This is a genomic window from Limosilactobacillus urinaemulieris, assembly GCF_014838745.1.
Classification (GTDB): domain Bacteria; phylum Bacillota; class Bacilli; order Lactobacillales; family Lactobacillaceae; genus Limosilactobacillus; species Limosilactobacillus urinaemulieris.
The window spans coordinates 102,507-124,629 of sequence record NZ_JABUXR010000004.1 but is presented as its reverse complement, the minus strand read 5'-3'; the positions used below and the strand labels follow the sequence as shown (position 1 = coordinate 124,629).

The 22,123-nt window shown below is 41.2% G+C and carries 19 protein-coding genes, 2 pseudogenes and 1 riboswitch; of the genes and pseudogenes, 9 read left to right on the top strand and 12 right to left on the bottom strand.

What is annotated here, in order from left to right; all coding sequences use genetic code 11:
* Nucleotides 1-62 precede the first annotated feature (62 nt).
* A complete protein-coding gene (locus tag HUK45_RS03380; protein WP_191911087.1) occupies nucleotides 63-527 on the top strand; it encodes a hypothetical protein in 465 nt (154 codons plus the stop codon).
* A gap of 460 nt (nucleotides 528-987) precedes the next feature.
* On the opposite strand, the gene HUK45_RS03375 is transcribed toward HUK45_RS03380, so the two are convergent.
* The 3 genes from HUK45_RS03375 to HUK45_RS03365 all read right to left on the bottom strand — a co-directional run bounded on the left by HUK45_RS03375 (nucleotide 988) and on the right by HUK45_RS03365 (nucleotide 3,583).
* Nucleotides 988-2,154: an MFS transporter gene (locus HUK45_RS03375; protein WP_191911086.1), complete on the bottom strand. Its 1,167-nt coding sequence runs from the start codon at nucleotides 2,152-2,154 to the stop codon at nucleotides 988-990.
* 148 nt (nucleotides 2,155-2,302) lie between these two features.
* Entirely contained in the window at nucleotides 2,303-3,160 is an 858-nt protein-coding gene (locus HUK45_RS03370; RefSeq protein WP_191911085.1) for an SAM-dependent methyltransferase, read from the bottom strand.
* 9 nt (nucleotides 3,161-3,169) lie between these two features.
* Nucleotides 3,170-3,583, bottom strand: coding sequence for a helix-turn-helix domain-containing protein (locus tag HUK45_RS03365; RefSeq protein ID WP_102168395.1), 414 nt, complete (start codon nucleotides 3,581-3,583; stop codon nucleotides 3,170-3,172).
* Between the two features lie 176 nt (nucleotides 3,584-3,759).
* Here HUK45_RS03365 and HUK45_RS03360 point away from each other — a divergent pair, with 176 nt between their 5' ends.
* Together HUK45_RS03360 and HUK45_RS03355 are read left to right on the top strand one after the other, a co-directional pair.
* Nucleotides 3,760-4,680, top strand: coding sequence for an alpha/beta hydrolase (locus HUK45_RS03360; protein ID WP_413230818.1), 921 nt, complete (start codon nucleotides 3,760-3,762; stop codon nucleotides 4,678-4,680).
* Nucleotides 4,681-4,962: 282 nt separating this feature from the next.
* A complete protein-coding gene (locus tag HUK45_RS03355; protein WP_206683759.1) occupies nucleotides 4,963-5,322 on the top strand; it encodes a DUF1304 domain-containing protein in 360 nt (119 codons plus the stop codon).
* A gap of 106 nt (nucleotides 5,323-5,428) precedes the next feature.
* On the opposite strand, the pseudogene HUK45_RS03350 reads toward HUK45_RS03355, so the two are convergent.
* The 6 genes and pseudogenes from HUK45_RS03350 to HUK45_RS03325 form a co-directional block, all read right to left on the bottom strand.
* Nucleotides 5,429-7,399 (bottom strand): annotated as a pseudogene (locus HUK45_RS03350) (cation:proton antiporter).
* Nucleotides 7,400-7,433: 34 nt separating this feature from the next.
* On the bottom strand, nucleotides 7,434-7,775 hold the full coding sequence (locus HUK45_RS03345) for a DUF4870 domain-containing protein (RefSeq protein ID WP_191911083.1): 342 nt from the start codon (nucleotides 7,773-7,775) through the stop codon (nucleotides 7,434-7,436).
* Nucleotides 7,776-7,817: 42 nt separating this feature from the next.
* Entirely contained in the window at nucleotides 7,818-8,471 is a 654-nt protein-coding gene (locus HUK45_RS03340) for an energy-coupling factor transporter transmembrane component T family protein (RefSeq protein WP_191911082.1), read from the bottom strand.
* Nucleotides 8,455-9,855 carry an ABC transporter ATP-binding protein gene (locus tag HUK45_RS03335; RefSeq protein ID WP_191911081.1) on the bottom strand — a complete coding sequence of 467 codons (1,401 nt, stop codon included), beginning with the start codon at nucleotides 9,853-9,855 and terminating at the stop codon, nucleotides 8,455-8,457. Before HUK45_RS03335 ends, HUK45_RS03340 begins: the two co-directional genes overlap by 17 nt.
* Before the next feature lie 5 nt (nucleotides 9,856-9,860).
* Nucleotides 9,861-10,418: an ECF transporter S component gene (locus tag HUK45_RS03330; RefSeq protein ID WP_191911080.1), complete on the bottom strand. Its 558-nt coding sequence runs from the start codon at nucleotides 10,416-10,418 to the stop codon at nucleotides 9,861-9,863.
* A 61-nt stretch (nucleotides 10,419-10,479) separates the two neighbouring features.
* Nucleotides 10,480-10,569: riboswitch (TPP riboswitch) on the bottom strand.
* 52 nt (nucleotides 10,570-10,621) lie between these two features.
* Nucleotides 10,622-11,578, bottom strand: coding sequence for a nucleoside hydrolase (locus HUK45_RS03325; protein WP_191911079.1), 957 nt, complete (start codon nucleotides 11,576-11,578; stop codon nucleotides 10,622-10,624).
* Nucleotides 11,579-11,698: 120 nt separating this feature from the next.
* Between HUK45_RS03325 and HUK45_RS03320 the strand changes: the two genes are divergently transcribed.
* Nucleotides 11,699-12,691 (top strand): NAD(P)/FAD-dependent oxidoreductase, encoded by a 993-nt coding sequence (locus HUK45_RS03320; RefSeq protein WP_191911078.1) that lies wholly within the window; start codon nucleotides 11,699-11,701, stop codon nucleotides 12,689-12,691.
* Between the two features lie 92 nt (nucleotides 12,692-12,783).
* Here the strand turns inward: HUK45_RS03320 and HUK45_RS03315 are convergent, their stop codons facing one another.
* The gene (locus tag HUK45_RS03315) at nucleotides 12,784-13,005 is read right to left on the bottom strand and encodes a hypothetical protein (protein ID WP_191911077.1); all 222 of its coding nucleotides are present in this window, start codon (nucleotides 13,003-13,005) and stop codon (nucleotides 12,784-12,786) included.
* Between the two features lie 206 nt (nucleotides 13,006-13,211).
* Here HUK45_RS03315 and HUK45_RS03310 point away from each other — a divergent pair, with 206 nt between their 5' ends.
* Together HUK45_RS03310 and HUK45_RS03305 are read left to right on the top strand one after the other, a co-directional pair.
* Nucleotides 13,212-13,862 (top strand): L,D-transpeptidase, encoded by a 651-nt coding sequence (locus HUK45_RS03310; RefSeq protein WP_191911076.1) that lies wholly within the window; start codon nucleotides 13,212-13,214, stop codon nucleotides 13,860-13,862.
* A gap of 23 nt (nucleotides 13,863-13,885) precedes the next feature.
* Nucleotides 13,886-15,121: pseudogene (locus HUK45_RS03305) on the top strand (D-alanyl-D-alanine carboxypeptidase family protein).
* Between the two features lie 345 nt (nucleotides 15,122-15,466).
* On the opposite strand, the gene HUK45_RS03300 reads toward HUK45_RS03305, so the two are convergent.
* Together HUK45_RS03300 and HUK45_RS03295 are read right to left on the bottom strand one after the other, a co-directional pair.
* Complete coding sequence (locus HUK45_RS03300; RefSeq protein WP_191911075.1) at nucleotides 15,467-17,599, bottom strand: LTA synthase family protein; 2,133 nt, start codon at nucleotides 17,597-17,599, stop codon at nucleotides 15,467-15,469.
* A gap of 127 nt (nucleotides 17,600-17,726) precedes the next feature.
* Entirely contained in the window at nucleotides 17,727-17,999 is a 273-nt protein-coding gene (locus tag HUK45_RS03295; protein ID WP_191911074.1) for a hypothetical protein, read from the bottom strand.
* Nucleotides 18,000-18,156: 157 nt separating this feature from the next.
* On the opposite strand from HUK45_RS03295, the gene HUK45_RS03290 reads away from it, so the two are divergent.
* The 3 genes from HUK45_RS03290 to HUK45_RS03280 all read left to right on the top strand — a co-directional run bounded on the left by HUK45_RS03290 (nucleotide 18,157) and on the right by HUK45_RS03280 (nucleotide 21,933).
* Nucleotides 18,157-18,810, top strand: a complete 654-nt coding sequence (locus tag HUK45_RS03290) for a histidine phosphatase family protein (protein WP_191911073.1) — start codon at nucleotides 18,157-18,159, stop codon at nucleotides 18,808-18,810.
* A gap of 566 nt (nucleotides 18,811-19,376) precedes the next feature.
* Nucleotides 19,377-20,798, top strand: a complete 1,422-nt coding sequence (locus HUK45_RS03285) for a basic amino acid/polyamine antiporter (RefSeq protein ID WP_191911072.1) — start codon at nucleotides 19,377-19,379, stop codon at nucleotides 20,796-20,798.
* A 13-nt stretch (nucleotides 20,799-20,811) separates the two neighbouring features.
* Nucleotides 20,812-21,933 (top strand): aminotransferase, encoded by a 1,122-nt coding sequence (locus tag HUK45_RS03280; protein ID WP_191911071.1) that lies wholly within the window; start codon nucleotides 20,812-20,814, stop codon nucleotides 21,931-21,933.
* Nucleotides 21,934-22,123 lie beyond the last annotated feature (190 nt).

The window sequence follows — 22,123 nt, the reverse complement described above, 5'->3', positions numbered from 1 at the left end:
GATTGATCATTTCCGGATGGTGGATTAACCACATTTTTTGATCCGGTAAGGAGAGACGGAATATGAAATTAACAGTTGCAGATTATTTAGATCAGGTTGTTGGTAACAAGGTGCTGATTACCGAAAATGAGACAACCGCATCAAAGGCTCAACAAAAGACAATACTAAAAAAAGCAATCGAGACAGTGATCGAAGCGTTGGATACAGGACATTTAGGAAAGTATCAAATTACTATTAGGGTCAAGAAAGGCGATCCAGTGGTTTTTCATCTTGATACCAACCTGATTAATATCCCAATGGCAGAAGCTGAACGACTAGACGGCAAGCTTTTGGATAAGGAGATTAGCTACCCGGTAAACCTCTATATGGTAATGGAGAGTGAGGATGTTAATAAGTCTGGACTACGAATCGATGAGCTAGCTAATGAAACCGACTTATCAGGAAGTATTGATCCCCTTGTTGAGCGGCTTCAAGAGTGGCTTGCTGAGCATCTTGCCGATGTGATGGAAGCACGAGCAGAGGCATAAGACTTGCGCAAATAGCTCACTCGTGTTAAATTATTCTTTGCGATGAGTCGAGAGGTCTGGTAGCAACCCAAATAGCTACCATAAGACATTTCGAATGTGGGGCACAAAACTCACCGGATTGTGAGGTGCCTGGAAATGGTCGGAGTGGACACTGACTAGTTTCCTGAGATAGTATCAATACACGTAGCGGACCTAGAGTTGTTAATGCAGCTCTAGGTCCGCTTTTTCTTTTGCCCTAATTGCTAGCTTTCTTTGTTGAAAGGGCTTACAATAACGGTGAGGGGTGATCGAAATGAGAGAATGGTATTTCTTTGGTTACTTTGTTTTGTTCGTTCTTCTGTTATTCGCATATTGTACGTTTATCCACTAAAAAATATTTTAATATTCAATAATAGAAAGAAGCTGACGAATCCTTTTGTTTTCGTCAGCTTCTTTCTATTATTGAAATGAATGTTGATCTTTAAAAACGCATTCCAGTATATTTCTTACTTAGAACTAAGACGAGGATTGTTGCAGCAAGACCATAAACCGCACCGACGTAGCCTAAGTTGCGCATCGGCAAAAAGGCTACTGCTTGGGAAGCGGTGAATGATCCAAGAGAAATCCCAATGTTAGCGAAGATCGAGTTAAGGGATGAAGCAAGATCTAACGACTGCGGATACTCTTTTTCAGCAATATCAAGGAACATTAGCTGAGTTGAAGAACCATAGGAGGAGAAGGCAACACAAAGTAATGCGACGATGATGATAGCAATCCACTTGAATGATAGCAATGGTCCAAATAAGAGGTAAAGGATCGTCATTGCAATGTAAATTCCGCCTAACCGGTGAATCCCACCATTATCGGCAATGTAGCCACCAAACTTGTTCCCGATGATAAAGAAGATTCCCATACCGAATAGCAACCAGTTTAGCCAGGTGTTACTAAAGCCCATTTCATTAGTGATTAATGGCCGGATGTAAGTATAGATAGTGTAATCAGCGGCACAGACCGTAACAATAAAGATAACCCCAAGCAGGACCCGTGTATCTTTTAAAAGGGTGAATTGTTTGCTTAAAGTACTCTTGAATTGTGGTGTATCTTTTGGGACCAGCCAGATTAAAGAAATAAAGACAAAAATTGTTAAACCAGAAATCATCCAGAAACTGTCGTGCCATGAGAAAGTAGTACTGATTACCGTACCAATTGGAATTCCAATAACGGAGGCAATACTAAAGCCGGCAAAAACCCAGGAAACCAGACTGGCCCGCTTTTCCCGTGGTGCTACAAAGCTGGCCATTACTAACACGATTGAAATAATTGCTCCGGCAACAGTAGCCGTTAGCACCCGTGAGAAGAGCATTGAAATAAAGTTGCTAGCAAGGGCGGTCCAGGTATTACCAATAAAAAATACCACCATCAAGGCCAGCAAAACATGGTGTCGTCGCCAGCGGTTCGCGAGTGATGTAATAATTGGGGTGAAAATAGCATAAACAAGTGCAAAGACAGTTACGAGCAGTCCAAGCGTTGATAATGAATCATGGTACTGGTGTGCAATATCGGGAAGGACCCCAACGATCATGTATTCATTACAACCGAGCATAAACGCAACAAACACGAATAAAATTGATTGAAGACGGTATCTCATTGTATTCAACCCTTACTGAACGACAGAATGCCGGACAGTTTTCCTTTCTTTAAAAAGTCCAAACTTGCAATATTGTATCGAATAATAACTTGAATTACTAGGGCATCCACAAAAAAAGACCCGCCACTAAAAAGTTTGCGGTCTTTAGTTACTTTGCGAGGTAAATTTGCTCGTCAATTAAATCGAATGAATGAAGTTGCCGGTTAACCTTTTGCAAAGCTTCATCCTGACTTAACTGGGCATTATGCCAAAATGCTTTTGAGTTAGTTGCGCCATTTTTCTCACCGATCACGAGAAGGTTAATTTCTGGATAATCTTTTCTGAGAAGTTGGAGAACTTCCCAATCGGTTTCCTGCTTATCTGGTGCCCAGGACATAATGACGAACTTAACCTGATTACCATATTTTTTAATTGCCTCAATGGCATCTAACTTTTCAATCTGGGTGACAGGATGTTTCCCGGTTTCGTTCTCCTTTGTCCAGGCTTGGCTATCGGTAGTAAAAATCTTTTCCGTAGCGTTATTATTCCGGATCCCCTTAGAGATATAACCGTTTCCAGCCATAATTTCGAGAACTGGATCACCATTTAAGTATTCCGCTAATGCCTTGGCAAAGGGAGCATTGATGTATGACCACATGCCATAAGTATCTTCAAGGTAGTCACGAAAATTACGAAGGGCTTTATCTAACTTAGGAAGGGCTGCTGAATATTTATTCCATAAAGCGTCACCCCGTGGATCGCCCTTTGGATAATGTTGGTTAACATACGTGAATACTTGATCTTGAATGTCATCAGGAAGAAGAAGATGGGGTAATGGTTGTGGTAAGAGACCGTTTTTAAGTAGCCGGTCACTTTCCAAGGCGTTATTAATTAAGAATTTAACTTCCGGAAAAGGATCAAATAAGTCACGATATTGAGTAAGCTCTTCGATATATTTGGGCTGCTGAAGAGTTTTCTGGGCCTTCTTGACCCGTTTCTTAAGCTTCTTTAATTGCTTTGGGTTCATAATAGCTCCTTACTTTAGCTTCAAATTAAGCTGTTCTTGTTTTCCATAGAATTTGTCAGTATCAAGACGGTTATTTCGCCCCTTTAAATAACCATCGATCAGTTGGAAAATTTCGTAACGGTCGTCGCTACCAATATCAGTTTGGTTAAAGGTTAAATTGCGAGCGGAAATTAATAGTTTAGCGAGGTCAAAATCATCTCGATCTGACTTTCCGGTAAGGTAGTCAAGACTGACATCAAAGAACTCGGCAAGCTTGCGGGCTTCAATGTAAGATGGCGTCCGGATTCCCCGTTCCCAGTTACCAATTTGTGAAGCGGTATTCGGTTTTTCGTTGGGGCCGAGGTTTTGGTTAAGGTGTTCAGCTAATTCTTTTAATGTGATCTTTTGCCCTTTACGTAAGGCGCGTAATCTTTCTGGAAACATCAAGTCACTCCCTTTAATACTAACCTTTATTTTAACATTGGAAGCCACGTTTCGTGGAAAAATGTGCAATTAAAAATATTCTGTGATAAAATCATGACCGTTAATAAAAATGCAACATGGGGTTAATTATTTTGAGCTTACAAAAAAAGAAACAAAAACATTGGGTACGTCGCGGGATAGTCACGGTATTAGTAGTACTTGGGATTACGCTTTTTGGCGCAGGATCTTATTTTTTCCACGTTGGAATGGTTCCGGGGCATAAGTCATTCGTTAATAATAACCAGCGAATCGAAAAAAGCGATCCACTATATGACCAGAAGATGTGGTTTAAACATGCTAAAAAACAGCAATGGACAATGAAATCTGCCACTAAGGATTACCGGTTGGTGGCGGATTATATTCCTGCGAGTCACCAAACGACTAAGAACGTGGTAATTCTTCATGGCTTTATGGGAAATAAAGAAAAGATGGGTGAGTATGCGGCGCTGTTTCACCAGATGGGGTACAACGTTTTGATGCCGGATGCTCGTGCACATGGTCAAAGTCAGGGGAAATATATTGGCTATGGCTGGCCGGAACGTTATGATGTCCGCAAGTGGACGCAAAAACTAATAACACATAATGGTCAAAATAGCCAGGTTGTAATATATGGAGTCAGCATGGGTGGGGCCACAACGATGATGACGAGTGGTCTTCACATGCCAAAACAAGTGAAGGCCTATGTTGAAGATTGTGGATACAGCAGTCTTAATGACGAGCTTAATTATGAAGCCGGCAACTTATATAACATTCCAACACCAATTCGTTGGCCGTTAATTAAAACCCTTAGCCTAATCAATCGGGTTCGTAATGGCTTCTTTACTGGTGAGGCCAGTTCAATTAATAGTTTGCACCACAATCATTTACCAATGCTCTTCATCCATGGAAGTAACGATCATTTTGTCCCAACCGACATGGTGTATGCCAACTATCGAGCTACTCAAGGGCCTAAACAATTATGGGTTGTTAACGGTGCCTCCCACGCTTCTTCCTTCGCCCACGCTCCCCAATCCTACCGCCACCATCTTGAAAAGTTTTTGGGGAGATATGTAAAGTAGAGTGTCTTCGCCCCAAAGAGTTTCCGAAAAGCTAGCAATTTCTCCTGACGAAGGCGACTTGCGCCTAGGAAGGAGGTTGCTAGCTCTAGGAAACTCGGGCGAAGCACGTTTAAAGTAGAGTGTGAGCCGTGACGAATTAGCAACTGAGCACTAGAAAATCCCGGACGATGATTGTTTACAATCAAGGACGGGATAGCTAGGCGGAAGTTGCGGTCACGGCGAACGCATTTCAACAATGTTATAATTAACCATTAAAACAAAAACGGATAGGAGAATCAAAAATTGGGAATTGCATTTGAAATCGTTACAATCTTAATTGGAATTGAACATCTGGAAATTATGGTACTGGAAATGTTTGCTAGTCCTGCTAAACAGGCTAAAGCTTTTGACATGGAAGAATCTTTTCTCCGGCAAAAGGCTGCGAGAATTTCAATGGCTAATCAGGGAATCTACAACGGGATGCTTGGAGCGTTATTAATTATCAGTCAGTTTATTTTCCCGGGGATAACAGCGATTATGGTAGGACGCTTATTACTTATTTTCGTTGCAATTGTTGGATTATATGGTGCCTTAACTGCTACAAAGAAGATTTGGCTATTCCAATTTATTCCAGCGGTAATTGGATTGATCTTATCGCTTTAAACAACTGAGAGGCTGAGAAAAAACAAAACGTTTTTTCTCAGCCTCTTACTATTACCGATAATTTTCCAATTTACTGAGCTTAATTGCGAAAATCAAGCTTCATTTTTTATTCCATTGATTGAACCATTACAAGTTCATCAGTTGAAATTTGTTCATTAAGCGCGTTAGCAAGTGATTGGGAGAATTTACCGTCAACGAGACATTGTTGAACATACGAGTGCTCTAACTGAAACGCTTCAACAAAGAGCGCATTTATTCTATCGGCATCAACTCGTGAATCACGGTTGAAGAAGTGCGATCGTTGAAGGTAGGCTCGACGAATCATTGTAATTTCATTGACGTTTTTAGGGGTTTGAATTGTATCAAGGTATTTATTAACACGTTGGTTAAGAAGGTTGAAAACTTCTTTAAATGATAAAAACTGGTCAGGATGAAGTTGGTGCTGTTCAAGCTGACGACGATGTTACGCTTGGACTTTGCCGTTACGGTGCCGGATAATTCGCCACTTAATGCGGTGAATAACAGTGGAAATAAAGGACATGAAAGTATGATTTCCGGTGTTGTAAATTGAACGAGCAACAATTCGGGAATACCATTCTGCTTGTCGTTCAGAAATTTTTTCCTCTTCAGCGAGTTGCTCGATGACCGCTAGTTCTAATTGGTGAGACTTACGAGCAATTTTCTCGAAAACATCAGTATTGATACGGTGGTACTGGGTCATCTGACTGCTTAACTGATCCATAATGATCGCTTTTTCAGCGCGATCCTCAGTATTTGATTTTAGTTCATTGATTGCATGTTGAACTGTTTTTACTAAGGCACTATGAAATTCCGCTGCACTGTAGTCATTAGCTTTTCGTGGAAGAATCATCGGAAAGGCAATTGCGCCAACAATGATACTGGTTAGAATTACCAATGCCGAGATGAGGATAATTGAATTACGGAAAGCAAATTGATGACCGCTAACAATAATCGGCAGGGAGAACGCTAAAGAAAGCGTAATGGTTCCGTGAACCCCTCCTAAAGCAAGCAACCAACTATCACGGTTAAGCTCTTCCCTTGGTGAATGCAGGTTAACTAACCGCCAGCGAGCCCAGGCATACCGAAGAACTAACATTATTAGGAAAAGCATTACCGAGAGACTAATTAGTTTTAAGAGGTTAGCGGGTGTTGTTCGACCAATTACTTGAGGAATTAATAATCCCAGGAGAACGAAGACAATTCCGTTTAGTGCATCACTAATAATTGACCAGATTGTCTTTGTTGCCATTTGAACTTTGGCAGAAGTCAAGCGTAACCGATCATAGAGAATACTATGAACAACTCCTGCGGAAACAACCGCTAAGATCCCAGAAAAGTGACACTCTTCAGCTAACCAGTAAATAACAACTGGAGTCATAACGTTAATCGGGATCACAATTGAACCGATATCAACGTGCCGACTCATTAATTTCATTCGCAGAGTAATCAGGAGGTTACCCAGAATTGCCCCGAAGATGATTCCACCGAAGAAAACGTAAGAGAAGTACCAGATCCCGTGAGCAAGTGAAAAAGTTCCGGAGGTAAAAGCAGCAAGCGCGAGGTCCAACAGAACGATTCCTGAAGCATCGTTAAAGAGGGACTCAACCTCCAAAGTCGTATTAACATTTTCAGGCATCATTACGTTAGTGGTTAACGACTTTACAGCGACGGCATCGGTTGGCGTAATAATTGCCGCTAGCATAAAGGCAAGGGGCAGAGTAAACAGCTTAGGGAAAGCTAAATGAAGGGTTGCCCCGATAATAATTACAGCAACAAGTGCAAAGCCGACACTTAACGACAGGATATTTCTAACGTTTTTTGATAAAACTCTAAACGACTGATTTTGACCGTCATTAAACATTAATGGAGCAATAACCGCCATCATGAATAACTCTGGATGCATTGTAAAATCAGTGGCGGTGGTTGGCAGGGATGCCATCAAAATTCCGGCCACAATCTGGTAGATTGATAACGGGATTTTCGGATAAATTAGGTGAATAATATTAGCGATAACAACGGCAGTCAATAATAGAAAGATTGTAAAAATCGTGTTCATTTACTTACTCAACTCCTTCTAAAAGACTGCTAAATTATTCACGACCAAGAAGAACTTTCACTGCCATTGCAATATTGTAAATATAAAGGATTAATGCAATTAACAGGGCAAAAGTTAATAGGATCCCGCTGAATGCACCCAGGTTGGTAACTATTGAATGCCAAGCTGCTACGCTAATGAAAAGGAAGCAGAAGATAATGTATAGTAATGGGAAAATTTGCGTCCAAAAGGCTAACTTAGCTTGGTGCTTAACCCAGGGATTATCGCTTCCGGCAACAATCCAGACAATTAGTGGGAAAATTACCGGAAGGAAAAGAATACTGAGGTACGAAAGAGCCCCAATGATTCGTTTTGATAAACTAATATCGTTATTCATAGTGAAAATCTCCAATCATTTTTCTTCATTATGCCTGATCTATTACGGGAGTGCAATTAGCAGGAATTGGAGAACGGTGATGCTAATTATTAATATTGCCCAATCAGACCAAGAAATAGGGATTTGAACAGTGTGAGTCCGTGGCTGTCCTTCACGAAATCCGTGAGTCTCCATTGCCTGGGCTAGTTGATCTGACCACCTAATAGCTGAAAGAATTGCTTTGAAGTAAAGGGTTGGTGACCACCAGTGAAGGTTAATTCCACGCATTTTTCCAGCAACCCTAATTGAAATAACGGTTCGCTTAATTCGTGGCAAAATGTTTAATGCTGCTAAAGTACCATAAGCGAATTTACTGGGAAGATGGCAGTTCTGTTCTAATGATCGCGCTAGGGCAAGAGTTGAGGTTGTAAAAGTCATTACTCCGCCAGCAAAAACATAAACGTAAAAGCGGCTTACCATACTCCATCCAGTAAGCCAACTATGCCCTGGACCATATCCACCAATAGTGATCAGAACTGCAAGCCCAGGAATTAAGGGAATTAGCATGAGCCACATAAAGTAACGCCATGTTAGGTGGTGAAAGAGAAGAACGATCAGAAGGCAGACGATCAGGATTAGGTTCACGTAAAGCTGATTTGTAAAGCTAATCTCAAGTGAAATGAGGAGAAGAAGGAGAAGTTTAACGCTGGGATTCATTTTGTGTTCCTCCTTGGTATGAAAGCTGCCGATTAGTGAGGCTAAGGTGATAATCAACTATGCCAGCTAAGTGATCTAATTGGTGACTCACAATTAGGATGGTTTGTGGAAAGTGGTGCTTACTTTGTTCAATAAGAAGCAGTAACCTTTGTAATGAATTATGGTCAAGGCCAGCAAAGGGCTCATCCATTAGTAGAATTTCCTGTCCCATTATCAGCATGACAAGGTTTTGGATGAGTTTTCGTTGACCACCGCTTAGTGAATAAATAATTCTTTGACTAATGTCAGGTAAACCGACCATTGATAAAAGCTCTTTTGTCGTTTTTTGAGTTAAAAACGGATTACGACCGTTCTTGATGCTTAACATTAGTTCTTCACCGACAGTAACGTTTAAGAATTGCTGATTGGTTTCTTGGAAAATTAGACCGACCTTAGAATAATATTTCCCGGGGAATATTTTTTTGATATTTTGCCCCTTATACGTTATTTCTCCCTGATAAGGAGCTAGTTTAGCGATTGACTTAAGGAGAGTTGACTTTCCCGCACCGCTAGGCCCAGTTAATAAGGTAACTTTATTCTGAATGATATTAAAGCTGGTCGGGTTAATAAGGGGAGTTTGATTACGACTTACGGCATAGTCTTTTAATTTCATGACGACATTAGCAGTTAGTGGCGGTATCTTGGTGATGAGATTGGTACTATGTTGGTGATCAGCATTGTTTAACAGTGTCGAGCTATCATGAGGTGAAAGCAGTGTGGCTTCAGAATTGTGAAACTGGACAACAAGCTGGCTGAATTTTTGGTAATTGTGGAGATCATGATCGCTGATAATGATCGTTGTACCCCTTTCATTTTGCAGTTGGGTTAGCTTCTGAAGGAGAAACTGCCGGTTAGCTTCATCAATACTTGAAAAAGGTTCGTCTAGTAGAATAATCTCTGCCTTCATTGCAATTGTAATTGCTAATGCGACTCGCTGTAGTTGACCGCCAGAAAGGGTAGTTAGTTTCTGTTGGGCGAGCTTTTCTAAGCCGACAAAAGTTAACGCACTTTTTACCTGCTTATCGATCTCTTCGTGGGGAACTTGAAGATTTTCTAGGGTGAATTCTAATTCATGTTGTGGCGTATCCATTGTGAATTGCATTGCCGGATCTTGAAAGAGCATTCCAATTTGTTGTCCATGGGGAATGACGACTTTTCCTGAACAATTGCCACCATATTTTGGAAGTAAGCCAGCAATCACTTTTAACAGGGTTGTTTTTCCGCTACCAATGGGTCCGCTAAAGATGATTGAAGTATGAAGTGGTAACTCAAGGGAGACATCGTTAAGAATTGGCTGGCCACCATCATATGAGAATGTCAGGTGTTGAATAGCGATTGATTCCATTTATTTTACCTCGGAAGGACGTGACTTCTGTTTAACAGGTTAATAATGAGCTTAACGAGAACACCAGTGAAGAAAAACATTGATAACCAGCGAACAATTAACATCACAATTAACATTGAAAATGGGAAATGGCTGTAACCATTCCGGAACCAGTCCCAAGCAAATGTCAGGATCGTGGTAGTGGTTGCGGAGAGAAACAAGGTCACCCAATTGTATATTTTATAAAGCGTTAAGGTAAAACCAAGCTCAGTCCCGACCCCTTGAACCAGTCCCGAGAGCAGAGTGGTTACGCCCCATTGATCACCAAGGAGCATCTCCACAACGGCACTGAGAAATTCACCGAGAAATGAGGCACCGGGAAGTCGGAGCATAAAACCAGCTAACGGACCAGCCATGCACCAAATGCCTAATGTAATATCGTTAGCCATTGGCCCATAGCCAAAGGGAGTCAGGGCAATTGTTAAGCCGTTATAAAGCAGACCGGTTGCTAAGTAGATCACTCCAAAAACGATTCCGATGATTGCTAAGAGAATAATATCCTTTAAGTGAAATTGATGAAACATAATAATTCCTTTCTTGGGGAAAGAAAAAGAACCGTGACAAAAATGTCATGGTCCCTTAAATGGTTGATTGAAAACGCACTTCCTTCGCTAGCATTATCTAGACAGGTTCAATGGGTCTAATCTCAGCCAAGTGGCACCCCAGACATATAAATTTCTTTTGTTGTTATCATTATACAACAAAAACGGGTCCTTCGACAGTTAATTTAGTGATTAGCTAAAAGATTAATCAGGTGGTTCATAAAGACAGGGACAAATCGTTCTTGGTTAACGTTAATTGCCACCTTGACATTTGGGTGGCGAGCATTCAGCCGTGCTTTATCGCCGATTGTTCGGGCATAGTTGTGCTTGTTAGTAATAACCTTCATTGGCAGGGCAAGGATGGTTACAAATGATGGGTCAATTGCTACGCCAACTGCCAGTGGATCGTGAATTGCGCAGCCGTGCTTATCAATTTCTAACCGGTAATAGGCGTCAATGTAGAAGTCAGTGAGGTCAGCATAGGCAGTCCCAGCTGGTGTTCCCAAATTGCGCCACTGTTGAGTTTCTTTTTTTGTGAGAAGGGTCCGTAAAGTAACGTCAAGACCGACCATTGTAATTGGTAATGGACTAGTAAAGACCTCATTAGCTGCTTCAGCATCTTGATTGATATTTGCCTCAGCAACATCGCTAACGTTCCCTTCGACTGTCAGTGCCCCGCCCATAAGAGTAACATTACCGATTAATTGACTGATCTGTGGATCGCGATGTAGTGCAGCAGCAAGATTCGTCAATGGACCGGTAGGAACGATAATGAGGTCTTTATTATATTGATGGGCTGCTTCAATAATAAAGTCGACACCATCTTTAGGTTGAACTTGGTGGGATGGTTCGGGAAGTGAAATATTACCAATCCCGTTGCTTCCATGGATCTCCTTACTAACCTGCATGACTGTAAAATGGTTAGTAGTGCTTGAATGGCTAAGTCCCTTAAAAACGGGGACATCTTGGCCGAGTAATTCAAGAAGCTGTAATGAGTTTTTAGCGGTTTGCTCTAGCAAGTTATTACCATAAGAGGCGACAACCCCGATTAGGTCAATGTTTGGGTCAGCAATTGCATATGCAAGAGCTAACGCATCATCGACCCCCGTATCTAGATCCAAGATCATTTTTTTGGTGGCCATGATATTTTCCTCCAGTTAGTTATTTATGTTAATAATAGCTAAATGATAGCGGCCCCGCAATTTTAATTTCAGTGAAAATCAATTACAATAAGAAAAAAGAACAGAGAGGAGCCATTACGAATGGCAAAAATGTATGACATTACAATTATTGGTGGCGGCCCCGCAGGAATGTTTGTGGCCTTTTATTGTGGACTCCATGAATTAAATGCCCAATTGATCGAAAGCCTACCTCAACTTGGTGGCCAAGTTAATGCCCTTTATCCGGAAAAACAAATCTGGGACGTTGCAGGACTTCCAGGAGTTACGGGGCACGAATTAATAAGTCAGCTCCAAAAGCAACTTGCTGTAGCTCCGGTCGACCAGTTTACGGATGAGACCGTTGAGGATGTTGTAAAGGAAGCAGACGGAACGTTTACGGTTAAGAGTGCGGGTCGCATCTCGCATTCCCGCGCGATTGTGATCGCATTAGGAAATGGTGCATTTAAGCCCCGAAAGTTAGCTCTTGATGGGGCGGATGAAATTGAGGGACACCAGCTTCACTACTTTGTTACTCATCGCGATGACTTTACTGACAAACGAGTAGCGGTTCTGGGTGGCGGTAATTCAGCCATTGACATTGCATTAATGCTTGAACCCGTAGCTAAACAGGTTTCACTAGTTCACCGTCGAGATCAGTTTCGGGGAATGGAACATTCTGTTGCACTCTTAAAGAAGTCAAGCGTGGATTTGGTTACACCATTTTTGCCGAAGGAACTTCGAGTGGAAGACGATCAATCCGTTACGTTGAAATTAAAGAAGATGCGGAGCGATGAAATGGCAAGTCTGAACGTTGATCGGCTTGTAGTTAACTATGGGTTTACGTCAAACAATGCGGCACTTGATCAATGGTCGCTTAATTTAGCCGCTGAGCGAAACCTGATTAAGGTTGATTCAACGATGCAAACAAATATTGAAAATGTTTATGCGATTGGGGATGGGATTACCTATCCTGGGAAGACCGCACTAATTGCAACTGCTTTTGGTGAAGCGCCGACTGCAATTACGGCTCTTGCCAAGAAACTTTACCCGACTAAACGGTTAGCAACTCACAGTTCATCAATGAAGATTGGTTAATTCCCGCGATTAGACTCTGTAAGTTTAGAAAATATTGAAAAATAAAGACAGGGAAAAATTTTGTTTTTCCCTGTCCCGCAATTTTAGAGGCGCTAAAATAGGTCAAGAAGTAATTTAAAAAGGTAACAGATGTTTAGAATAATCCAAAATTTAAAGAAGATCCCCCATGTGATAATTGCTAATTGAAAATGGCAAAGATCATAGATGATCACGAGAGAAATAAAGAGGATGTTTTCTCGTAGGATGTCCTTTGACCATTTATGGGTGACGATGTATGTCCAAAGATTGCTAAAAAGACTACTAATATTTTGCATAGGGCTGATCTCCAATTAAATTAAGTTAGCACAAATCACCGCAACGATAAAAAAGAAAATTGCGGTAAGATAGCTGAGCTTCAAATTTTGACGCATTTTGTTACCTCTTGATTATTCATTTAAAATACGATTGATTATCTAATAGTCTATAATATAATAGAAATGATTTTATTGGTAGTTGAATTAAAAGGGGTAAGGTAAAATCAATGAAAAAAAGTAGATACGTTATTTATGCGTTATTCTGCCTAATTATTGCCATTTTTGGTGTTCATTCAAGCTTAAAGACTAGTGCAAACGATCAGGGGAGCACGGCAGCTACTACCGTTACAAAAACGATTGCACAAAAGTCAGCAGCATCTTCTAATTCTAGCAGTCAGATGCGGACACCAATTGATTGGCAAAAGTCTTCTGAAACCAAGGCATATCCTAATTTGAGCAAGGTTAAGCACTTATGGATCAAGGTCAATTTAAAGACTAACCGCACCTATTTGTATGATGGTAATCACGTGATCTACACAATGTATTCAACTGGTGGGATTTATAAAAAAGATCCTAAAACAGGTAAAATGAAAAGTATGACACCAACGGGTACTTTTTATGTTCAACAGGAACGGGGAAATAGTTTTTATAACGCGCGATTAAAAGAAGGCGCTAACTACTATACTTCCTGGTTAAACCATGGAGAATATTTGTTCCACAGTGTTCCAACAAATGCAGACGGGTCATATAATAAAAAGGAAGCTGCTAAGTTAGGAAAATCCACAGGCTCACATGGTTGTATTCGGTTGTCAGTGGCAGATGCTAAATGGATGGAAGAGAATTTACCAGTAGGAACAAAAGTTGAAATAGTTGGTTAAAAGCAACTGATTGGAGAATAAAAATGAAAAAGGTTATCGCTTTTCTTTCGACATTATTACTGATGATTTGTTTCGTGGTTGCTAGACCACAAACAGCATCCGCTGCCCAGCTGATTGACAGTCGCTCTGCAATTATGATCGACGCTGATACGGGGCAGATTATTTATCAACAAAATAGTGAGGAAAAGCTGCCGATTGCTTCAGTTAGTAAGTTGTTAACGGTAAGTGTGATTGAAGATGAGATTAATCATCACCAACTTTCATGGAATACCAAAGTAAAGATCAGTAAAAAGATTGCTGAGGTTTCTAATGATTCAAACTATTCTGCAATTGGGTTGCAAGCTGGACAATCATACACGGTTCGTGAGCTTTTCAACGCAACTCTGATTAAGTCCGCTGATGGAGCGGCTTTAGCATTAGCAACTGCTGACGGAAGCACCATAAAACAGTTTAACGAAAAAATGCAAAAGAAGGCTCGGTAAATAGGAATTACTGATGCTACGATTGTTAATCCGGTTGGGTTAAAGAATGGTGATCTGAAAGGATTAAAACAAACAGGAATCAGTAATAACGCTGAAAACTCCATAACTGCACGTGATGTTGCCTTGCTGTCACGGTACTTGGTTAAACACTACCCAAGCGTTCTAAAAGTTACAAGTCAGCCTAAAGCTCAATTTATGATTGCCAAGGGGAAGACAAAGGAAGTTGAAAACCTTAATAAAATGCTTCCCGGTGGTAAATATACCGTTGACGGTGTGCAAATTGATGGCTTGAAGACTGGTACTTCTGATGCTACTGGGGCTTGTTTCGCTAGTACAGGGATTTACCAGGGGCATCGGCTGATCACCGTTGTTCTTCATGCTAACGGTAAGGACAAGGATGATCGATTTACGCAAACGCAAAAGCTGTATCAGTACTTTATTCAGAACGCCCACCAACAAGTGTTAACGTTGAATAAAAAGCAATCGCAAAAGCGGGTTTCCAATGGTACCAAACGGATGCTAACCGTTGGACCACATTCGTTTACGGTATGGCAGATGCAAAAGACAGCCCAGTATACTATTCAGCCTCGTTATTACAAGCATTTGACTAACCATAAAGCAAGGTTGGACGCTCCGGTTAAAAAGGGTGAACAGCTCGGGACTATCGCAGTTACTGGTTCTGACATCAGAACAGTTGATAATAAACCTCTCGCTATTCCATTACGGAGTACCGAGACGATTAACCGCGGAAACCTTTGGCAGAGAATTTGGAATTAATTAGAGGGCGAGCCGATCTCGACTATGTTGCCTAGAGCATTAGCTCTAGCAAGTCGAGTACGTTTCTACTCTGCCACAAAATTTCAAAACACCGGACTGCAATTTTAATTGTAGTCCGGTGTTTTTTGCTTTGTTATGTAGTTAAGCTTTTACTGTATCATTGTCAAAACGTGTTCGCCAGGGACTTGCTAGAGCTAACGTGTCCTACTGCAACTTAGTCGAAACGCGTTCAGCCTAAGCTCCCTCAAGATAACGACCTCTCTCCTAGGCGCAAGTCGCCCTCGTCGAGAGAAATCGTTATCATCCGGGAGCTCTTTACGGCTTCACGCTCTGCTGGCTCACACTCTATTTATTATTCCCATCCGGGTTAGTAATTTTAATTCGGTTAGAATCAGTTGAGGAGTGGTTTTGCTCAGGAGCGTCGGTTGAGTAATCGTCAACGGTTGAACGATCGCCGTTCTTTGAGAAGATGCTGGTTGACTTATCTCCTAATTTCTTTTCGATCTGCTTCTCCCGCTTCAAACCATTGGAATAATTGTAGTCCGCAGGGTTAACCTTCTTGAAGCCTTTTGGATGGTAGAAACGAAGAAGGTTCTTTTCGTTTAAGGAATCGGAAAGCGATAATTCGGTATTAACAAGTTTGCGATCCTTCTTTAGCTGTTTCTTTTGTTTTGCAGTTAACTTAGCAATTTTACCGGTCTTATTATCATAAATTGTTCCGCTAATGCTGGAGAAATGAGGGGTCACAAAATCGTGATTACGGAAAGCAACAACTTGACTGTGCTGACTGGAGAAGAGGTCGGTACCAAACTGGATATACCGCTTGGTGCTAATCCCAAGGAGGTGAAGCAGGGTTGGTAAGACATCAACTTCACCGCCATATTGGTGATAAATTCCACCGTGACCGCCAGAACCAGGGATAACAAACATTAATGGTACTCGCTGAAGTTGAGTATTATCAAAGTCCGTCCACTCATCTGGATTACGATCAAGGGCAGATGCTAAAGCCTTGTTTTCAGAATTTGAAATTCCATAATGGTCACCATAAATCATGATCACCGAATTTTTATCTAACCCTGTCTTTTGCAGGTAAGCAAAGAATTCAGCGAGTGATTGATCGAGGTAATGGGCTGTCACGAAGTAGTTATCAACGGTAGTATTCCCGGTATTGGTAGTTTGGAAGTTAGGATCCTTATCCTCATCGTCCAAGCTGTATGGGAAGTGGTTAGTAACAGTGATGAACTTAGTATAGAACGGCTGCTGTAAGTTTTGTAAGTAGTTAATGGAGTTCTTAAAAAGCAGCTTATCTTTCAGACCATATCCCGTTGCCTTATCACCAGAAGTATCATAGTAGCTTGCATCGAAGAAGTATTGGTACCCTAAGTTCTTGTAAACGTTGTTCCGGTTCCAGAAACTGGCTACGTTACCATGAAAGACTGCGCTAGTATAACCAGCCCGTTGATTTAAAATTGCTGGCGCTCCCTGGAAAGTATTATCGCTACCAAGAGTGGCAAAAAGTGACCCTTGGGGAAGCCCAAATGTACTGGTTTCAAGCATATTTTCAGCATCACTGGTCTTTCCTTGACCAACTTGATGGAAGAAGTTATCGACTGCGTAAGTATCATTGCCATGATACAAAGAGTTTAGGAATGGGGTCACTTCTTGCCCGTTAACTTTTTTATCAATTAAGAATTGTTGGAAACTTTCAAGGTGGATAACAATAACGTTACGTCCCTTAGCGATCCCATACATTTTGGGATTTGGGGATGCATAGTGCTTGTCAGTAAACTTCTTAACTTTTAGTAGCTCTGACTTTGTAGCGCTTTGACGCATTTTGTTAATATGTTGTGATTTCAAAACATCATACCCGGTAAATGCATCAATTCCGAGATACTTAACAATATAAGTTCGGTCGAACGTCCGGGTAAGTAATTGTGGCCGGCTCATTTCGGCAAATGAAAGGTTAACGCCAAAAAGAGTCAATGCCATTGAAGTAAACGCAAAGGCTAATTTAGTGCTGATAGCACGAGGATCAAAATGGATCTTGTGCAACAGCATTAGAATAATAATAACGACAATATCAAGCCAATAAAAAAGATCGTGAATGTTAGTGAGGGCTAGTGAACTGCCACTTAGTCCCTGATTAACCTTTGAGTAACCAGTCATGGTTGCAATTGTCATAAAATCAGTAAATTCACGATAATAGATGACGTTTAGGTACAGTAAAAGCGTGTTAGCAATATCTAATCCCATTAAAACTGGGTAAAAGAAGCGGGACCGCTTAAAGTAAAAGGCAATACTGTAAATTAATGCGGTAATTGGTAACGGATTAATTAGCAGAATCAGGTATTGAAAAATGCCTTCTGCTCCTAATTTAAAGTCAGTAAAGTAAGCAAATAATGTCTTTAACCAAAAAAGGACTACTAGAAGGGTGAAGAACCCGATCCTAGTGTCCACGAATTTGCTTAGTTTTTTCATTAGGAATGTTCCTCGCAATCGAGATTTAATAGTTATTTAGTGCTAGCAAAACTAGCAAATCAATAGCCATTCTATCACAGATTAATTGAGAAACATTTATCTAAGAAAGATTGTTGTCAAAATTTAATTATTTATTTACCTTAACCGGAGCCGGTTCAGGTTCTACTAACCAGTCATGACTGAATAACTTGCGTAACTTCTTGTTGACAGGAATCCAAATTCCAGCACGAAGAATATCTTTTAAAGATTCAAGCATCGTTTTGTCCTGCCGGTATTCCTTGGTCAATGGAATTACCAATAAGTGGCCTTCTTCCGTCACTACGGTAACTTTTCTGGCACTCATGGCAATAATTTTAGCCGCGACAATATTAGGTTGAGAAGTAGTTTCTTTTAATGTCATTAATAATCCCTTCCTTCATCTTGGCTTTAAGAATAATGGGAAAGTATGAAGAAGCTGTGAAAACGCGGATAAGCAATTTCAAAGAATTGGTTCCGCTTCTAAATCGCTAATGGTAGCGCTATAATTAAGGAGATTACAGAAGAACGGAGGATGGGTCATGACAAAATTAAATATCTACTTAGTACGACATGGTCAAACATATTACAACATCTACAATAAACTTCAGGGATGGAGTAATTCGCCGTTGACTGAAAAGGGAAAACAGGACGCAAAAAAAGCTGGCGAGCGACTGAAAGAGATTCACTTTGACGCGGCTTTTTGTAGTGACACAACGCGGGCAATGGAAACTATTCAAGAGATCCTCGACTTAAATCAAGCAGATTCTGTACATTCACCGGTCGTTGCCCCATATTTCCGTGAGGAATTTTATGGTTCTTATGAGGGAACGAATATGGACTTGGCTTGGTATAATGCTGGTGCTCCACATGGCTACAATACATTTAAGGAAATCGTCCTTGCTAGTTCCATTGGTCAAGCGAAGGACTGGCTGAAGGATGCCGACCCATTCCATGATGCGGAAAATAACCAGGAATACTGGGAGCGAATGAATAAGGGACTTGAATTGATCCGGCATGCCGACCTTCCGGAAGATGCCAACGTTCTGTGGGTAAGCCATGGAAATACCCTCTTAAGCCTTGTCGAAAAATTTGGTGGCGGTAAATACGATGTCACCGTCCGTCCAAAGAATGGTAGCCTCACCACCGCCACCCTCACCGACCACGATTTCAAGATTGAGGAGTATGATAAATAGAGTGCCTTCGCTCCAAAGAGTTTCCGGAAAGCTAGCGATTTCTCCTGACGAAGGCGACTTGCGCCTAGGAAGGAGGTCGCTAGCTCTAGGAAACTCGGGCGAAGCACGTTTAAAGTAGAGTGTGAGCTAGCAGAGCGTGAAGCCGTAAAGAGCTCCCGGATGATAACGATTTCTCTCGACGAGGGCGACCTGCGCCTAGGAGAGAGGTCGTTATCTTGAGGGAGCTTAGGCTGAACGCGTTTCGACTAAGTTGCAGTAGGATACGTTAGCTCTAGCAAGTCCCTGGCGAGCAGTTCTCGGCTCAGTTGCCTAGAATTGCTAGCTCTAGCAATGCTGCCTAACATTAGGTAGCTTGTAATCTTAACGCGAATATCATTAAATACTGGGAGACTAATGATCTGTTAATCTCTCAGTTTTTTTGATTTAGGATTCAAATTTAGCCAATTTATCAATTCTATTTGAAAGAAGCAACTAACCCTGTTATAATTACCGTTAATTAATAAATATTTATTATTTTGAATAATAAACATTGAGTGTTACTTGAGGATGGATTGGAGTTAATGCTAATGGATGAGAAAAAAGGAATTAATACAACCGAGCTAACGTTGTTGATTATCGGTTCAACGATTGGCTCAGGAGTTTTTGGAATAACAAGTGACTTAGCAACAGCGGCTGCACCTGGGCCGGCGATTCTAGCCTGGATTATTGTCGGAATTGGGGTTTTAACCCTAGTATTATCGCTAAATAACCTTTCGCAAAAACGACCAGATCTGGATTCGGGAATCTTCAGTTATGCAGGGGCTGCATTTGGGTCGCTTGGCGAGTTCATTTCTGGATGGGCGTATTGGTTATCAGCTTGGCTTGGTAACATTGCGTTTGCCACGATTACAATGAGTGCGTTCGGGACATTTTTTCCTAAGGTGTTTGCAAATGGTCAAAATCTAGTATCCATTATTGTAGCAATTATTTTAACTTGGATTTTGACGCTTTTAGTTAACCGGGGGATTGAATCAGCAGCTTTTATAAATTCAATTGGAACAATATGCAAAATCATTCCGCTGATTGTCTTCGTTATTTGTGTAATCATTGCATTCAAAGCAAAAATGTTTACGACGGATTTTTGGGGTAACGTTATTCAAAACGTTCACGGATTAAAGCAAACGTCACTATTTACCCAGGTTCGGTCATCAATTATTGTTATGATGTGGCTGTTCGTTGGTGTTGAAGGGGCATCAGTACTTTCAAGCCGGGCACGAACACGGACTGATGCAGAACGGGCTTCAATTCTTGGTCTTGCTAGTTTACTGACAATCTACATTGTCGTTTCAATCTTGCCTTATGGAGTAATGACTCGGGCACAGTTAGCTGCTGGTGGTCAACCAGCTCTTGGAGCAATTATGCAACACCTAGTTGGCGGTTGGGGCGCCGCATTAATTAGTATTGGGTTAATCATTTCAGTGCTAGTTTCTTGGCTTTCATGGACGATGTTGCCAGCTGAATCATTGATGTTAATGGCAGATGACCAAACTCTGCCAACCTCCTGGGGAAAGTTAAACAGTAAGAAGGCGCCAACTCGAGCATTAATCATCACCGGGGTGCTACAATCAATTTTCTTGTTCTCTTTGTTATTCACTAATTATGCGTATAATTTTGCATATACCTTATGTACGGCTGCAATTCTGATTTGTTATTTCTTGGTAGGGGTTTACCAAATGGAATACAGCGGTCAAAATAATGAATGGGGTCAGTTTATTATTGGGTTAATCGCAACCCTGTTTGAATTAATGGCGATGATTTTGTCTGGTTGGAAGCAAGTGATGGTAGTTTCTGTCGGCTTTATCCCTGGCTTTATTTTCTACTTACAGGCATGTAAAGAGTTTAAGCATGTTGTTACTACTAAGGAAAAGGTTGTCATGGCCGTAATTGTTATCTTTGCGGTAGTTTCACTAGTCTTAATCGGTAACGGTACCATTTCGATTAATAATTAGGAGGTTATTACTTATGGTAGAGATTGCTCCATTTGGTGTTGAGGCGTGGCTGAATAAATGGGAAAAGAGTGCTAAATATGATATTTCCCAAAGCACGATTGCTTCGTTAACAATGCATGAGGTGTTAAACCTTGACGGTAATAATGGTCAAGAGTTTTATTCAATGTTGGATCAACAAAAGATGAACTATGGTTGGATTGAGGGCTCGCCTGAATTCAAGCAGGAAGTCGCTAAGCTGTACCAACATGTAGAACCGGAAAATGTGTTACAGACTAACGGGGCAACCGGGGCCAATATCTTAGCCCTATATAGTTTGATTCAACCTGGCGATCATGTTATTGCAGAATACCCGTCGTATCAGCAGCTATACGATATTCCTAAGTCGCTTGGGGCCAAGGTTGACTTTTGGCATATTCATGAAGAAGCTAACTGGTATCCAGACATTAACGAGTTGAAAAAACTAATTCGCCCTGATACGAAGATGATTTGCTTAAACAATGCTAATAACCCGACTGGGACAATTTTGGATAAGCAATTCTTAGAGCAGGTTGTCGAAATTGCTAAGTCGGTTGGTGCGTATGTCTTGGTAGATGAAGTTTATTTGCCGTTAGACGATCCAACAAAGTTTACATCAATTATCGATCTTTACGATAAAGGAATTGCCACTAATTCACTTTCTAAGACCTACTCAGTACCAGGAATCCGGATTGGCTGGACTGCAACCAATAGTGAACTCGCAGATCTTTTCCGAAAGTTCCGTGATTATACAATGATTTGTGGTGGTGTCTTTAATGATTTGCTTGCCACCTATGTTCTTCGTCACCGCGACCAGGTGTTGGCACGTAATCGAAAGCTGGTTCTCGGTAACTTGAAGATTTATCAAGAATGGATTGAAAATGAAGATCGGGCTTCAGTAGTAATGCCCCAAGCGGTGTCAACTTCATTCCCCAAGTTAGATGTACCAATTGATATTCATACCTTCTGTGAAAATCTGCTAAAGGATGAAGGGGTCTTACTCGTTCCGGGAGATGCCTTTGATACACCCAAGCACGTTCGTTTAGGATACTGTGCTCCTGAAGATACCTTAAAAGAAGGACTCAAACGATTATCAAGTTACCTTCATCAATGGGATTAGAAAGAAGCCTGATTCCCGCGACTAGACGCTATAGATTCGGAGATCGCTAAATATAAATAGGGGGGAGCGTGATAGAAGTCATTTATGACTTCGTCTTCACGCCCCCGCAAGCACAAATAGAGCTCCAGAGTTCGGATCTTACCGAACACTGGAGCTCATTTGTGTACTGCGCTGTTCGTGTTTTATCTAA